Origin of the sequence: Saccharibacillus sp. CPCC 101409 (genome assembly GCF_030518235.1) — a bacterium.
In the GTDB taxonomy this organism is placed as follows: Bacteria; Bacillota; Bacilli; order Paenibacillales; family Paenibacillaceae; genus Saccharibacillus.
On record NZ_JAULSA010000024.1, the window covers coordinates 1 to 14,089 of the forward strand.

General features: G+C 56.5%; 12 protein-coding genes and 1 tRNA gene. 5 read left to right on the forward strand and 8 right to left on the reverse strand.

Annotation, left to right across the window (positions count from 1 at the left end; translation table 11 throughout):
• On the forward strand, positions 1-225 hold a 225-nt coding region (locus tag QWJ34_RS25230), incomplete at its 5' end, for a hypothetical protein (protein WP_483314306.1).
• 335 nt (positions 226-560) lie between these two features.
• Here the strand turns inward: QWJ34_RS25230 and eno are convergent.
• The 6 genes from eno to QWJ34_RS25260 all read right to left on the reverse strand — a co-directional run bounded on the left by eno (position 561) and on the right by QWJ34_RS25260 (position 8,112).
• Positions 561-1,859: a phosphopyruvate hydratase gene (gene eno, locus QWJ34_RS25235; RefSeq protein ID WP_302731867.1), complete on the reverse strand. Its 1,299-nt coding sequence runs from the start codon at positions 1,857-1,859 to the stop codon at positions 561-563.
• A gap of 135 nt (positions 1,860-1,994) precedes the next feature.
• The gene (gpmI, locus tag QWJ34_RS25240) at positions 1,995-3,545 is read right to left on the reverse strand and encodes a 2,3-bisphosphoglycerate-independent phosphoglycerate mutase (RefSeq protein ID WP_302731868.1); all 1,551 of its coding nucleotides are present in this window, start codon (positions 3,543-3,545) and stop codon (positions 1,995-1,997) included.
• Positions 3,545-4,297, reverse strand: coding sequence for a triose-phosphate isomerase (gene tpiA / locus QWJ34_RS25245; RefSeq protein WP_302731869.1), 753 nt, complete (start codon positions 4,295-4,297; stop codon positions 3,545-3,547). The genes gpmI and tpiA overlap by 1 nt, the downstream gene beginning before the upstream one ends.
• Before the next feature lie 303 nt (positions 4,298-4,600).
• Entirely contained in the window at positions 4,601-5,785 is a 1,185-nt protein-coding gene (locus tag QWJ34_RS25250; protein WP_302731870.1) for a phosphoglycerate kinase, read from the reverse strand.
• A gap of 177 nt (positions 5,786-5,962) precedes the next feature.
• Complete coding sequence (gene gap, locus QWJ34_RS25255; protein WP_302731871.1) at positions 5,963-6,973, reverse strand: type I glyceraldehyde-3-phosphate dehydrogenase; 1,011 nt, start codon at positions 6,971-6,973, stop codon at positions 5,963-5,965.
• 101 nt (positions 6,974-7,074) lie between these two features.
• Positions 7,075-8,112 carry a sugar-binding transcriptional regulator gene (locus QWJ34_RS25260; protein WP_302731872.1) on the reverse strand — a complete coding sequence of 346 codons (1,038 nt, stop codon included), beginning with the start codon at positions 8,110-8,112 and terminating at the stop codon, positions 7,075-7,077.
• Between the two features lie 301 nt (positions 8,113-8,413).
• Here QWJ34_RS25260 and QWJ34_RS25265 point away from each other — a divergent pair.
• The 3 genes from QWJ34_RS25265 to QWJ34_RS25275 all read left to right on the forward strand — a co-directional run bounded on the left by QWJ34_RS25265 (position 8,414) and on the right by QWJ34_RS25275 (position 10,347).
• Positions 8,414-8,488: transfer RNA gene (locus QWJ34_RS25265), tRNA-Arg, on the forward strand.
• 264 nt (positions 8,489-8,752) lie between these two features.
• Positions 8,753-9,355: an ATP-dependent Clp endopeptidase proteolytic subunit ClpP gene (gene clpP, locus QWJ34_RS25270; protein ID WP_302731873.1), complete on the forward strand. Its 603-nt coding sequence runs from the start codon at positions 8,753-8,755 to the stop codon at positions 9,353-9,355.
• Positions 9,356-9,561: 206 nt separating this feature from the next.
• A complete protein-coding gene (locus QWJ34_RS25275) occupies positions 9,562-10,347 on the forward strand; it encodes an AIM24 family protein (RefSeq protein WP_302731874.1) in 786 nt (261 codons plus the stop codon).
• 817 nt (positions 10,348-11,164) lie between these two features.
• On the opposite strand, the gene QWJ34_RS25280 is transcribed toward QWJ34_RS25275, so the two are convergent.
• Entirely contained in the window at positions 11,165-11,668 is a 504-nt protein-coding gene (locus tag QWJ34_RS25280) for an Rrf2 family transcriptional regulator (RefSeq protein ID WP_302731875.1), read from the reverse strand.
• Positions 11,669-11,897: 229 nt separating this feature from the next.
• Positions 11,898-13,001 (reverse strand): branched-chain amino acid aminotransferase, encoded by a 1,104-nt coding sequence (locus tag QWJ34_RS25285; protein WP_302731876.1) that lies wholly within the window; start codon positions 12,999-13,001, stop codon positions 11,898-11,900.
• Positions 13,002-13,111: 110 nt separating this feature from the next.
• On the opposite strand from QWJ34_RS25285, the gene QWJ34_RS25290 reads away from it, so the two are divergent.
• A complete protein-coding gene (locus QWJ34_RS25290) occupies positions 13,112-14,020 on the forward strand; it encodes a LysR family transcriptional regulator (protein ID WP_302731877.1) in 909 nt (302 codons plus the stop codon).
• The last annotated feature ends 69 nt before the right edge of the window (positions 14,021-14,089 follow it).

Sequence of the window (14,089 nt, forward strand, 5' to 3'; positions counted from 1 at the left end):
CATGACGAAGGTGAAACAGAAGGTATCCGGCTGTTTTCGGACCGAGCAGGGAGCGAAACAATTCGCTCGGCTGCGCTCGGTGATTTCGACCTTGATGAAACAGGGCAAACCCCTCCTCGATTCGTTGACCTACGCTTTACGCCACCGTACCTCGCTGGTGGGGTGCTAAGTAGTAACCGCAGATACAACTATTTGGCGAAGAAAAAGGCGATTGGGCGGAAATGAGCCGAATTAAGTGTGCAGGCGCCGTTATTTGGCGAAAAGAAGCGAAATCACTCAAAATAGATGTACTCACGACGTTATTTGGGATCGGCTTCCCGGCGCGGCTGCTTCTTTGAACGACGCGCGTCAATCATGACGGACAAACTTGCAGACAGAACAGGCCAAGCCGACCGAAAAAGCGAACCGAAAAAATAAAACAGGGCGACGCCGAGAATATCGGCATCACCCTGTTTTGTTGCGTGCAAGCTTTACAAGCTTGCACGTTTGGTTCGGGAAGGGGCTATGAAAGCAGCCCCTTCTTATCCGAACTTCTTATTCGGAAGCTCTTTTTAAACCTCTTATTGGAATTTCTTTTGGTCGAGGTTGTAGAACGATTTCAGGCCGTTGTATTGAGCCAGTTCGCCCAGTTGGTCTTCGATGCGGAGCAGTTGGTTGTACTTCGCAACGCGGTCCGTACGGGAAGGAGCGCCCGTTTTGATTTGTCCGGCGTTGGTCGCAACCGCGATGTCCGCGATCGTGCTGTCTTCGGATTCGCCCGAACGGTGGGAAACGACAGCCGTGTAACCTGCGCGTTTTGCCATTTCGATCGCGTCGAAAGTCTCCGACAGCGTACCGATTTGGTTCACTTTGATCAGGATCGAGTTGCCGATGCCTTCTTCGATACCGCGGCCCAGACGCTCGGTGTTGGTTACGAACAGATCGTCGCCGACCAGTTGGACTTTGTCGCCCAGTTTTTCAGTGAGCAGTTTCCAGCCGTCCCAGTCGTCTTCGGAGCAAGCGTCTTCGATCGTGATGATCGGGTACTTTTCGACCCACGAAGCGAGCAGGTCGACGAATTCTTCCGAAGTGTAGGATTTGCCTTCGCCTTCGAGCACGTATTTGCCGTCTTTGTAGAACTCGGTCGAAGCGACGTCCATACCCAGGAAGACGTCTTTGCCCGGCGTGTAGCCGGCTTTTTCGATCGCTTCGATGATTGTAGTCAGCGCTTCTTCGTTCGACGTGAAGTTCGGAGCGAAGCCGCCTTCGTCGCCTACTGCCGTAGCCAGGCCTTTGCTGCTCAGTACGGATTTCAGGTTGTGGAAGATTTCGGCGCCCATGCGCAGAGCTTCTTTGAAAGTAGGCGCGCCTACCGGCAGAACCATGAATTCTTGAACGTCGACGTTGTTGTCGGCATGTTCGCCGCCGTTTACGATGTTCATCATCGGAACCGGCAGTTGTTTCGCGTTGAATCCGCCCAGGTAAACGTACAGCGGCAGGTCCAGAGCGTCGGCAGCGGCGCGGGCCACAGCCATCGAAACGGCCAGGATCGCGTTGGCGCCCAGTTTGCCTTTGTTCGGCGTTCCGTCCAGAGCGATCATCGCTTTGTCGATGCCCAGTTGGTCGAGGGCGTCCATGCCGATGACTTCCGGAGCGATCGTTTCGTTTACGTTCTTCACGGCGTTTTCTACGCCTTTGCCCAGGTAACGGCCTTTGTCGCCGTCGCGAAGCTCTACGGCTTCGTGAGCGCCGGTCGAAGCGCCCGAAGGAACGATAGCGCGGCCGATTGCGCCGGATTCCAGGTATACTTCAACTTCTACTGTAGGGTTACCGCGGGAGTCGAGGACTTCGCGTGCGTAAACGTCAGAAATAATCGTCATTTTAAATAATCTCCTTTGAGTTCGTTTTATTTCAGAGATCCCGGCCCTTCCATCATTACGAACGGAAAGGCCTAAGACACTCCATGTTAACACTTCAAGATGCTTCTTCTCCGTTAACTATGCCACATTCCGATGTTACTTGGAAGTTTTGCGTCCGGAAATCACGGAAGTCCCGGTCATTTCCGCAGGCTGCGGCACCTGCATCAGATCGAGGATCGTCGGCGCGATGTCGGCCAGGATGCCGCCGTCGCGCAGTGTCACGTCTTCGCTCGTGACGATAAACGGAACCGGGTTGGTCGTATGCGCCGTTTGCGGGCGTCCGAACTCGTCGATTTCCGTTTCCGCGTTGCCGTGGTCGGCCGTGATCAGCACCACGCCGCCTTTGGCGAGCACCGCGTCTACCACGCGGCCCACGCACTCGTCGGTCGTTTCGACCGCTTTGATCGTCGGCTCCATCATGCCGGAGTGTCCGACCATGTCCGGGTTCGCGAAGTTCAGGATAATGCAGTCCTGTCTTTCCGCTTCGATCTCGGCCACGCAGGCGTCGGCGACTTCGTACGCGCTCATCTCCGGCTTCAGGTCGTAAGTGGCGACCTTGGGCGAGTTGATCAGGATGCGCGTTTCGCCTTCCAGCTCCACATCGCGTCCGCCGCTGAAGAAGAACGTGACGTGCGGATACTTTTCCGTTTCGGCGATGCGCAGCTGCGTTTTGTTATTCTGCACGAGCACTTCGCCCAGTGTATTGTTCAGGTTCTTCGGCGAGTACGCCACAAGACCCTGCACATTGACGCTGTACGTCGTGAACGAAACAAAGCTCAGCGTTTCCGGCTGGCCGCTTCCGCGGTTGAAGCCGGTGAATTCCGGGTTGGTCAGCGCTTCGGAGATCTGGATCGCGCGGTCCGGGCGGAAGTTGATGAAGATGATGGAGTCGCCCGTTTCGATCTTCGCGGTCGGCTCTGCGCCCTTCGTCACGACGGCCGGCAGAACGAATTCGTCCATAACGTTCTTCGCGTACGAATCTTCGATCGCCTGCAGCGGGCTGCCCACGAGTTCGCCTTCGCCGTAAACCATCGCGCGGTACGCAAGCTCGACGCGTTCCCAGCGCTTGTCGCGGTCCATCGCGTAGTAGCGGCCCTGCACGGTCGCGATTTGTCCCACGCCGAGCTCGGCGATCTTGTCGACCAGCTGCTGCATGTATTTCTTGCCGCTGTCCGGCGCTACGTCGCGGCCGTCCATAAACGCATGGATGTACACGTCGCTAAAGTCGTTTTTCTTCGCCAGTTCCAGTACCGCGAACAAATGGTCGATGTGGCTGTGCACGCCGCCGTCCGACAGCAGGCCCAGTATATGCAGCTTTTTGCCGGATTTCTTGGCCGATTGGATCGCGGACAGCAGGATTTCATTTTCGAAAAACTCGCCGTCGCGGATCGATTTGGTGATGCGGGTCAAATCCTGGTACACGATGCGTCCGGCGCCGATGTTCAGGTGGCCGACTTCGGAGTTGCCCATCTGCCCTTCCGGCAGGCCTACGGCTTCGCCGCAGGCCGTCAGCGTCGTGTGCGGATACTTGTTCCAGAAACGCTCGTAGTTCGGTTTCTTCGCCTGGGCAACCGCGTTGCCTTCCACGCCTTCGCGCAGACCGAAGCCGTCCATAATGATCAGTGCTACCGGTTTTGGAGCCGTCATTACTTCGCCCCCTCAACCAGGGCCGTGAAGGAGTCGGGCTGCAGGCTTGCGCCGCCGACGAGCGCGCCGTCGATGTCGCTTTGGCCCAGGTATTCCGTTACGTTCTCCGGCTTCACGCTGCCGCCGTATTGAATACGGATCACGTCTGCCGTCGCCTGGTCGTACAGATCGGCCAGCACGGTGCGGATGTAAGCCGTCACTTCGTTCGCGTCCGCGGAAGTCGACGATTTGCCCGTGCCGATCGCCCAGATCGGTTCGTAAGCGACAACCACTTGAGCCGCTTCTTCTTTGGACAGACCTTTAAACGCGCCTTCGGTTTGCACTTTGCAGACGTCCTTCGTTTGGTCGGCTTCGCGCTCTTCGAGCTTTTCGCCTACGCATACGATCGGAGTCAGGCCGTTGCGGAAAGCCGCGACGGCTTTTTTATTCACGATCTCGTCGGTTTCGCCGAAGTACTGACGACGCTCCGAGTGACCGATGATGACGTAATCCACGCCGAGCTCTTTCAGCATAACGCCGCTGATCTCGCCCGTGAACGCGCCGTTGTCTTCGAAGTGAAGGTTTTGTGCGCCTACTTTGATGCCTGTGCCTTTGACCGCTTCGGTCAGGGCCGGGAGGTTGGTGAACGGCGCGCAGATGACGGTTTCCACGCCTTCTACGACCGCGCTGCCTTTAACCGCTTCGGCGAAGGCCAGGGTTTCGGATACGGTTTTGAACATTTTCCAGTTACCGGCAATGATTGGCGTTCTCACGAATTGTTCCACTCCTTTTGATGACTTCTTTTGAAAAAGGTGTCGGCGGGAAAAGGCGCTTTAGTGGCGCTGCGAGTCGTAGAGGCCTACGATCGCGTGTTGAAATTCGATTTCTCCATTTTAAACTTTTCGGGGGTTGAAATCGAATTTCAAAGGCGAACACTTCGTTTCTCCGGCTCTCTACGACTCTCCGCTGCTTTAAGCACGCACGCCGGCTTAGACCCTTTTTTCAAGATCGCTTTAAAACTCGTTCCACGCTATTTCACGATTCTTCGCCGCTCCGGGCGGCTCGGGATCGAGGTCTTACTTATCGTTCAGGGCTACGACGCCCGGGAGGGCTTTGCCTTCCATAAACTCCAGGGAAGCGCCGCCGCCTGTGGAGATATGGTCCATCTTGTCGGCCAGGCCGAATTTCTCGGTTGCCGCAGCGGAGTCGCCGCCGCCGATGATGGTGTAGCCTTGAGTCGCCGCGCAAGCTTCGCCCACGGCGCGGGTGCCGTGCGAGAAAGGCTCGATTTCGAATACGCCCATCGGCCCGTTCCAAACGACCAGTTTGGAGTTTGCGATGACTTCGGCGTATTTTTCACGCGTTTTCGGACCGATGTCGATGCCTTCCCAATCGGACGGGATGCCTTCTTCGACGTTGATGATCTTCGTGTTGGCCGAAGCGCTGAAGTCGTCGGAGATCACGATATCGACCGGCAGCAGGAAGTTCTTGCCGAGCTTTTTCGCTTTTTCGATAAAGCCCAGCGCGACATCGAGTTTGCTTTCGTCGAGCAGGGATTGTCCCACTTCGTAGCCTTGGGCTTTGAAGAAGGTGTAAGCCAGGCCGCCGCCGATCAGCACGTTGTCGGCGATGTTCAGCAGGTTGTCGATCACGTCGATCTTGTCTTTGACTTTGGAACCGCCGACGATCGCCGTGAACGGGCGTTCCGGGTTCGACAGGGCTTTGCCCAGTACGTCGAGTTCTTTCTCCATCAACAGGCCGGATACGGCCGGCAGGTGATGCGCGATGCCTTCGGTGGAAGCATGGGCACGGTGAGCGGCGCCGAATGCGTCGTTTACGAACAGATCGGCGAGCGAAGCGAACTCTTTTGCGAGTTCCGGATCGTTCTTCTCTTCGCCTTTGTGGAAACGAACGTTTTCCAGTACCAGCACGTCTCCGTCTTTGAGCTCGGCGATTTTAGCCTTGACCGCGTCTCCGATCGACTCGTCCGTTTTGGCAACCGGTTTGCCCAGCAGCTCGGACAGGCGTTCCGCGGCCGGCGTCAGTCTCATCGATTCGACGACTTCGCCTTTCGGACGTCCCAGGTGGCTCGCCAGCAGAACTTTCGCGCCTCTTTCGGTCAGGTATTCGATCGTCGGAATCGTGGCACGGATACGAGTATCGTCCGTAATTTTTCCGTCTTCGAGCGGAACGTTAAAATCGACGCGCACAAACACAACTTTGCCGTTTACTTCTACGTCACGTACACTTTTCTTATTCATAAAATTAATCCCCCATGCCCTCAAATTTAGAATTCAGGAATCCAAGGAATACGACCCTGGCGGCGGCAACTTAGAAAAAGCGGAAACAAAGAGACCCTGTTTCCGCTTTTTGTGCACGCCCCGCATTGAACGGGACGTGCTATTTACTTACCGCTGTTTGCGCAGAAATCGCCGGAATTACTGAGCTTTTTTCGCGAAGAGTTCAAGCGTACGAACCAGTTGAGCCGTGTAGGACATTTCGTTGTCGTACCAAGCTACCGTCTTCACGAGCTGCTTGTCGCCAACTGTCATTACGCGGGTTTGCGTAGCGTCGAACAGGGAGCCGAAAGTCATGCCCTTGATGTCGGACGATACGATTTCGTCTTCGGTGTAGCCGTAAGTTTCCGGATCGGAAGCTTCTTTCATGGCTGCGTTGACTTCGTCGACCGTTACGTTTTTCTCCAGAACCGTTACCAGCTCTGTCAGGGAACCCGTAGCAACCGGCACGCGCTGCGCTGCGCCGTCGAGTTTGCCTTGCAGTTCAGGGATAACCAGGCCGATTGCTTTAGCGGCGCCGGTCGTGTTCGGGATGATGTTTTCGGCCGCTGCGCGAGCGCGACGGAAGTCGCCTTTTGCGTGCGGAGCGTCCAGCGTGTTTTGGTCGCCGGTGTAAGCGTGGATCGTCGTCATGAGACCTTGAACGATACCGAACTTGTCCTGCAGCGTTTTGGCCATAGGAGCCAGGCAGTTCGTTGTGCAAGACGCGCCGGAGATTACTGTTTCCGTACCGTCGAGGATATCGTGGTTGACGTTGTAAACGACTGTTTTCATGTCGCCTGTAGCCGGTGCGGAGATTACGACTTTTTTAGCGCCTGCCGTAATGTGCTTTTCAGCGCCTTCTTTGGTTGTGAAGAAGCCTGTGCACTCCAGAACGATGTCAACGCCGAGCTCTCCCCAAGGCAGTTCTTCAGGGTTGCGGTTCGCGAGAACCTTAACTTCTTTGCCGTTTACTTTGAAGAAGCCGTCGTGTACTTCGACTTCGCCGTTGAATTTGCCTTGAGTTGTATCATATTTCAGCAGGTGCGCGAGCATTTTAGCGTCGGTCAAGTCGTTGATTGCTACGACCTCGATGCCTTCCACGTCTTGAATGCGGCGGAAAGCCAGACGTCCGATACGACCAAATCCGTTAATTCCTACTTTTACAGTCATTGAACAGTTCCTCCTAAATGGATGGTTTTTGAAGAAATGTTTTTATTTATTCAAGGCGTTCCTTTATTGAAAAAGGCTTCGCCATGAGTAACGATAAGAGTTCAGGCCCGCTCCATCTCCTGCACGATCTCGATCGCCGCCGCTTCGTCGAGCACCAGGATATCTTCCTGCCCGAAACGCAGCACCGCATGGATCGATTTGGCTTTGGAGCGTCCTCCCGCGATACCGAGCACGATGTCCGTGGCTTTGATATCGTCGAGTCTGAGTCCGAGCGTCAGCATGTTGTGCACGACGCTGCCGCTTTCGTCGAAGTAGTAGCCGAACGATTCGGCCACCGCTCCTTTTTGCCGGAGTTCGCTTGTCGTCGCCGCATCCAGTTTGCGCCTTCGCGCCATCTCCATCGCGTCCCCGATGCCGTGCACGACGATGCGCGCGGTCCGGATCTCGCCGACGATTTCCTGGATGTTCGGGTCGTGTACGAGCGATTCGTACGCTTCCCGGCTCAAAAGGTCGGGCACGTGCAGCAGCCGGTAATCGGCGCCTACCCGCTTGGCCATGTTCGAAGCGATGGTGTTGGCCTGGATCTCCAGGCTTTCTCCCAGTCCGCCCCGCGCCGGTACGAACCAGCTTCCTTTCAGAGGCGCGTTCACCGGATGGGTGAGCTGCTCGGCCATCTCGGCCAGCGTGGTGCCGCCCGTTACCGCAACGACGTCCCCGCCCCGCATGACGCCCAGCAGCGCTTTGGCTCCGGCTTTGCCGAGCTCGCGCTTGGACAGCGGCGATTCTTCGCAGTTCCCCGGGACCACCACGACTTTCCGGAGGCCGTAGAACCTTCGAATCTTCTCTTCCAGGTTGGACAATCCCACTAATTCCTTCAGTACCGGTTCCAGACGCTCAAGAAGGAGTTGTCCGGCATCGCTGATCCGCATGCCCGCCGTATCCGTCTCGATCAAACCCTGCGCTTTGAGCAGGTCGGTCTCGGCCCTCAGCACGCGTTCGGTCATTTGCAGGGAATGCGCAAGCGTGCGTCTTCCCGTCGTGCCCGTCAGCATAATCTGATGAAGGATGGTGTACCTTTTCTTGAGAGTTTCCATGAGATCAGGAAGTAGCTGCTGCTGGATTTCGAGAATGTTCTGCATGCTATCCACTCCTGCAAACTTCGTCTGCCCGTATAGTTCAAATCAGTGGACATTTATTGTCCCGGGAACACTTTTTATGTCCCACAGCTATTCTACCCAATTTCGCGGCGCGATGCAAGCTCTGCCCGAAGGATAATTTTTTCGTTTAACGTCCTTCGTTTGCGCTACTATATATAGGAGAAATACGGACAGCAGGCGCATGATCTGGGTGCTCGGTTGTCTGTTTTTTCACAGAGTAAAGAGGGCTTGCAATTTTTATTGCAGCCTTATATAATAATAATCGCTGCTGTTTAAGAAATGTGCGCCCGTGGTCCAATGGATATGACGTAGGCCTCCGAAGCCTGAGATCCAAGTTCGATTCTTGGCGGGCGCGCCATTATTTCTTCGAAATCGCCGGTTCCCGGAATCTGCCGGAACTGCCAGCCCGTTTATTATTTAACTGTATTTTTTGTTCGTGACGCCGATATCGGCTATTTTTTTTGTAGAAAGTTTGACTTTCTTTGACTTTGTGTTTGGAATTGTTTATCATATGGGTAATACCAGCTAGACGTTTACCGAAGCCGCCCGCTGGGCCGGTTCCGGCAGGCTAATCCCATTATAAATAGAGCGGAAACGTTCCGTTCACAAGGAGGTTTTTCACTTGGGTTACATTCCTATGGTCGTTGAACAAAGCAACCGCGGCGAGAGAGCCTATGACATCTACTCCCGTCTGCTGAAAGACCGCATCATCTTCCTCGGCACCGAAGTTAACGACGTCGTCGCCAACGCGATTATCGCACAGATGCTGTTCCTCGAAGCGGAAGATCCGGAGAAGGACATCTACCTCTACATCAACAGCCCGGGCGGTTCGATCACGGCCGGCATGGCGATTTTCGATACGATGCAGTTCATCAAGGCGGACGTGTCCACGATCTGCGTCGGCATGGCCGCGTCGATGGGCGCATTCCTGCTGAACGCGGGCGCGAAGGGCAAACGCTTCGCTCTGCCGAACAGCGAAATCATGATTCACCAACCGCTCGGCGGCGCTCAGGGCCAGGCTTCGGATATCGAGATCCGCGCCCGCCGCATCCTCGCGCTGCGCGACAAGCTGAACCGCATCCTCTCCGAGCGCACCGGCCAGCCGCTGGAACGCATCGAGAAAGATACGGACCGCGACTACTTCATGGAAGCGGCAGCGGCAGCGGAATACGGCATCATCGACAAAGTGATCGAGAAGCCGATTGCGGAAGTCGGCGTGAAGTAAACGGAAATGCGGATTGCGGTTTTCGCCCCGGCGGAAGCTGTCTATACGCGAAGAATCGTTCGGGCGCAGTCCCGGGCGGTTCTTTTTTATATTTTTCCTCAAAAGAAACGCACAGCGCGCAACGCCGGCGGACGAAGCGCGTATAGATGCAGGTACATATTCGCGCATTCCCCTACCATACACCCACCCCGAGGAGGATATTATCCATGCAGTTTCGCCATAACGACTTTCGTATTTTCAGTTCGGTCAAAAGAGAAAATTTGATTATCGAGATCATGCAGGCGGGCGGCCTTCCGGAGAATTATAACGAAGAAGTGGCCAAATCGCTGAATCACCACGAACACGACCGCTTCCACTGGCAGCAGGTACGCATCCTGATCCAGGACTCTTCCGTCATGCTCGAATCCGGCGCGCTCCAATACATGATCGGCAATATCGAGATGGAGAACCGCACTGGCGGCGTCGGCGGCTTCGCCAAGAAATTCGTCGGCAGCGCGGTAACGGGCGAGACGGCCAACAAACCGATCTACCGCGGCAGCGGCGAGATCTACCTGGAGCCCAAACGCAAAGACTTCACCCTGATCGAGCTCGCGGCCGGCGAAGAAGTCATCGTGGACGACGGACTGTTCTACTGTGCGGAAAACAAAGTCAAAGTGGGCGTCGCCAAGCAGGGCAACGTCTCAACGGCGCTGTTCGGCGGCGAAGGATTGTTCCAGACGAAGATTACGGCTTCCGAGAACTGCTATGTGGTGCTGGAGCTGCCGGTGCCGGAGTACGAGTTGGTCCGCTACGAGCTGGACGGCAGCGAAACGCTGAAAGTCGACGGCAGCTTCGCCGTTCTGCGCAGCAGCACGGTCGAGTTCACGGTCGAGAAATCGACCAAGTCCCTGGTCGGTTCGGCGACTTCGGGCGAAGGCATGCTTCAAACGTTCCGCGGACGCGGCGAAGTCTGGCTGGCGCCGACGCTGCCGATCCGGCCGAAGACGTTTTAGAGGCCTAAGAAGAGGGAAGCGGCCTGCGGCTGCGCTATCGGAAGCGGCGGTCGTACTCCGGAAACCGCGGTTGCGCTGCATCGGGCCGGCTGCTGCCGGTTACGTTGCAGAATATGCAATGTAAAACGCCGTAATTGGCTGACGGGGCCGGCTACGTTGCATATTTTGCAATGAAATCCCGATTTTCGCGGAATTTATCATGATTTGGGCTGTTTACGTTACGGAATATGCAACGTAGGCTTCCAACTTGGCCTTTTTAAGCCGCTTACGTTGCATATTGTGCAACGTAAGCGGCTTGTATACTTTTATTCGGCCGGGCTCGAAATAATAAATGCCGAACGAAAGTCTGTTTCTTTCCCCCTGCAAACCGGCAAAAAAAAGCCGGAGCATCCGCTCCGGCTTCAGATTGTCGAGAAACAATTCGATGTAAAGATGATAGGTAGGTTCGAGTGGAATAAAAGGTCGGGGAAGAGGCTGGAGAAGTAAGCGAGAGGCAGGACGAATCTAAAATAGCTGCGTATAGCCCCTTATTTAGGCTTAATCTTGCGTTTGCGAGGAAATAACTACGCTGATACATCTATTTCGAGTTTTTTGGCTTCAATTCGGCCTTTGGCTCCCAAATAATTGCACCTGCGTCGCTATTTGAACAAACCGAAGCGATTCTCCTCAAATAAGTGTACCTGCGTCGCTATTTTCCGTTTGGAACCTTATCGGGCTTTCTCGACGCTCTAAAGCCGGAGCAGCCGCTCCGGCTTCTTATCCCCGCCCTCCGCCGTATCGCAGTATTGCTTCTCTGCTCAACCTCGCGCTTCGTCTCTTATTCCCGGCCGGGGGCCTCCGACGTTCCGGCCGGAGCCGGCGGGCAGATCGCCGCCAGCGCTTCAAGCCCGCCGAGCCCCTCAAGCTGCGAGACGTCTCCCGCAACCGCGGCGACCGTCGTGTTCTCCAGCACGCGCTCCATGGCGCGCTGGGCCTCGATAAAGATCGGGTTCATCGCGGCCTGGATATTGCGCCCGACCTCGCAGTTCGGGTTCGGGCTGTCGTGGACGGCGAACAGCTCGCCTTCGCCGACCGCGTTCACGGCTTTGTAGACATCGAGCAGCGTGATGTCTTCAAGCGGCCGGCGCAGCCGGGAACCGGCTACGCCGGCTCTCGCTTCGACCAGCCCGGCCCGGCCGAGCATGCCGGTAATGCGCCGGATCACGACCGGATTCGTGTTTACGCTGGATGCGATAAACTCCGAAGTTGCCGTGCCCGGCTCCGAGACGCTGAGCAGGATAAGAGTGTGAACCGCGACCGGAAACTTTGTGCTGATATTCATGCTGAATGCCTCCCTTCCGGCGCTTCTTTCGGACTTGTTTATTTCGCCATTCCAAAGCCGGCAGCCGGCGCGCCTCTGCGGCGCGTCCGGTTCTGCCGGTCGGGTTTGTCCGTTCTTTATTGAAACCATTGTAGTTACATTCCATACTTCTGTCAATCCCGCAATCCCGCATGAAGATCGATTATAGGAGTCCGGTTCTATGCCGGGCACGAACAGCTTCTATGCGAAATCAGCCCCGCGCCGCTTCGGCGCCGACGATGGTCTGCGTCCAGCCGAAGCGGTCTTCGCTGTCGCCGCGCTGAAGCGAAGTCAGCTCGTCGTACAGGCGCTGCGTCCATTCGCCGGTTTGGCCGCCGCCGATCGAGTACGACCGGCCGTTCCAGCCGATCTCGCCGATCGGGGAAATCACGGCCGCCGTGCCGGTACCGAACGCTTCGAGCAGCGTGCCGTCTTCCGCGTATCCGCACAGCTCGTCGATCGTAATCGGACGCTCTTCCACTTCGATGTCCAGATCGCGCAGCAGGTGGATAACCGAATCGCGCGTAATGCCCTGCAGGATGCTGCCGCTCAGCGCCGGCGTCACCACTTTGTCCCCGATGCGGAAAAAAACGTTCATGCTGCCGACTTCCTCGACGTAACGGCGGTGTACGCCGTCGAGCCACAGCACCTGCGAATAGCCGGCCGCATGCGCGTTTTCCTGCGCCTGCATACTCGCGGCGTAATTGCCGGCCGTTTTGGCTTCGCCTACGCCGCCGACTACGGCGCGCACGTCGCGCGTTTCCACGTGGATGCGGACCGGATTCAGTCCTTCTTCATAGTATGCGCCTACCGGCGACAGGATAATCATCATCTTGTAGCTCAAAGAAGGCGTCGCCCCCAGCTGCGGTTCGGTCGCGATCACGAACGGCCGGATATACAGCGACATGCCCGGCTCCGCCGGAACCCATTCGCGGTCGATCCGCACCAGTTCCTTGAGCGCTTCAAGTACGAACGCCGCATCTACTTCCGGAATATTCATTCTGCGACACGAACGGTTGAAGCGCTCGAAGTTCTTCTCCGGACGGAACAAACGGATCGAGCCGTCGGGACCGGTATAAGCTTTCATGCCTTCGAAAATGGTCTGGCCGTAGTGGAACACTTTGGCCGCCGGGTCCATCGGAATCGGTCCGTACGGCACGATCTTGGCGTCGTGCCAGCCTTTTCCCGATTCGAAGTCCATTGTAAACATATGATCCGTAAGATGAATCCCGAAGCCGAGCTTGTCGTAATCGGGCTTCACTCTCGGACTCGTCGTCTTTTCGATCTTCAGTTGATTGTTCAGTTCACCCTGCATGCTGCACACTCCTCTTTTTATCTTGAATCATACCAGTCTCTTTCCTATATTAATAATATCCGTTTCGTCACATATTCATACCCTAAAAGTATGAAAGGAGCCAAAAAAATATGGATCTTCGTCAGCTTCGCTATTTTGCCGCCGTCGCGCGGGAAGGCCAGATCACGGCCGCCGCCAAAAAGTTGAATATGGAGCAGCCGCCGCTGAGCCGTCAGATGAAGCAGCTTGAAGAAGAAATGGGCACCGCGCTGTTCGATCGCAGCGGACGCAGACTGGCGCTGACCGAGGCCGGACAGCGGCTGTACGAACGCTCGGAAGAATTGTTCGTCCGCTTCGAGGAAACGATGCTGGAAATCCGCGAACTGGGCGAAGGAAGCGGCGGCACCCTTTCGATCGGCGCCGTCGTCTCCTGCGTATCGCTGCTCCCTGGCGCAATCGAGCGCTTCAGCCGCGGCTATCCCGGCGTCGGCTTCAAGATCCAGGGAGGCGATCATTTCCAGCTGGCCGAGCTGCTGAGGCGGCGCAGGATCGAATTGATTCTCGCCCGGCTTCCGTTCGAAGCGCCTCACGGAGCGGACGACTATATCGTCGCTCCGCTGCCGAACGATCCGCTCGCGGTCGCGGTCCCGGCTTCGTGGACCGAATACGCCGGCCGGGATTCGATCGGGCTCGGCGAACTGGCCGACCGGCCTTTTCTTACGCTCAAAACGGACCTGACGACCGGCATGCACGAGCGCATCATGCTGGAGTTCGGCGAGCGCGGCGTGCAGCCCGACGTTTTCTGCGAATGTTCCAGCGTGTCGGTAATTCTGGCGCTGATCGCGCAGGGACTCGGCGTATCTTTGCTGCCCCGCTCGGTGCTGGACTCGCTGCGTCCCGAAGGATGCCGGATGCTGGAACTCGAAAACGCCGAGCTCCAGCCGGACGTCGGCGTGATCTGGCTGCGCGGCCGCTACTTATCCAAAAGCGCGGAGCGTTTTATCGCCGAACTCCGGCACCGCCCGGGCGGCTCCGCATAACCTCTCCATATATAAAAAAAACCGGCGCCGGGGCGTTTATGATCCGCCCGGCGCCAGCCTTTTCCCTGC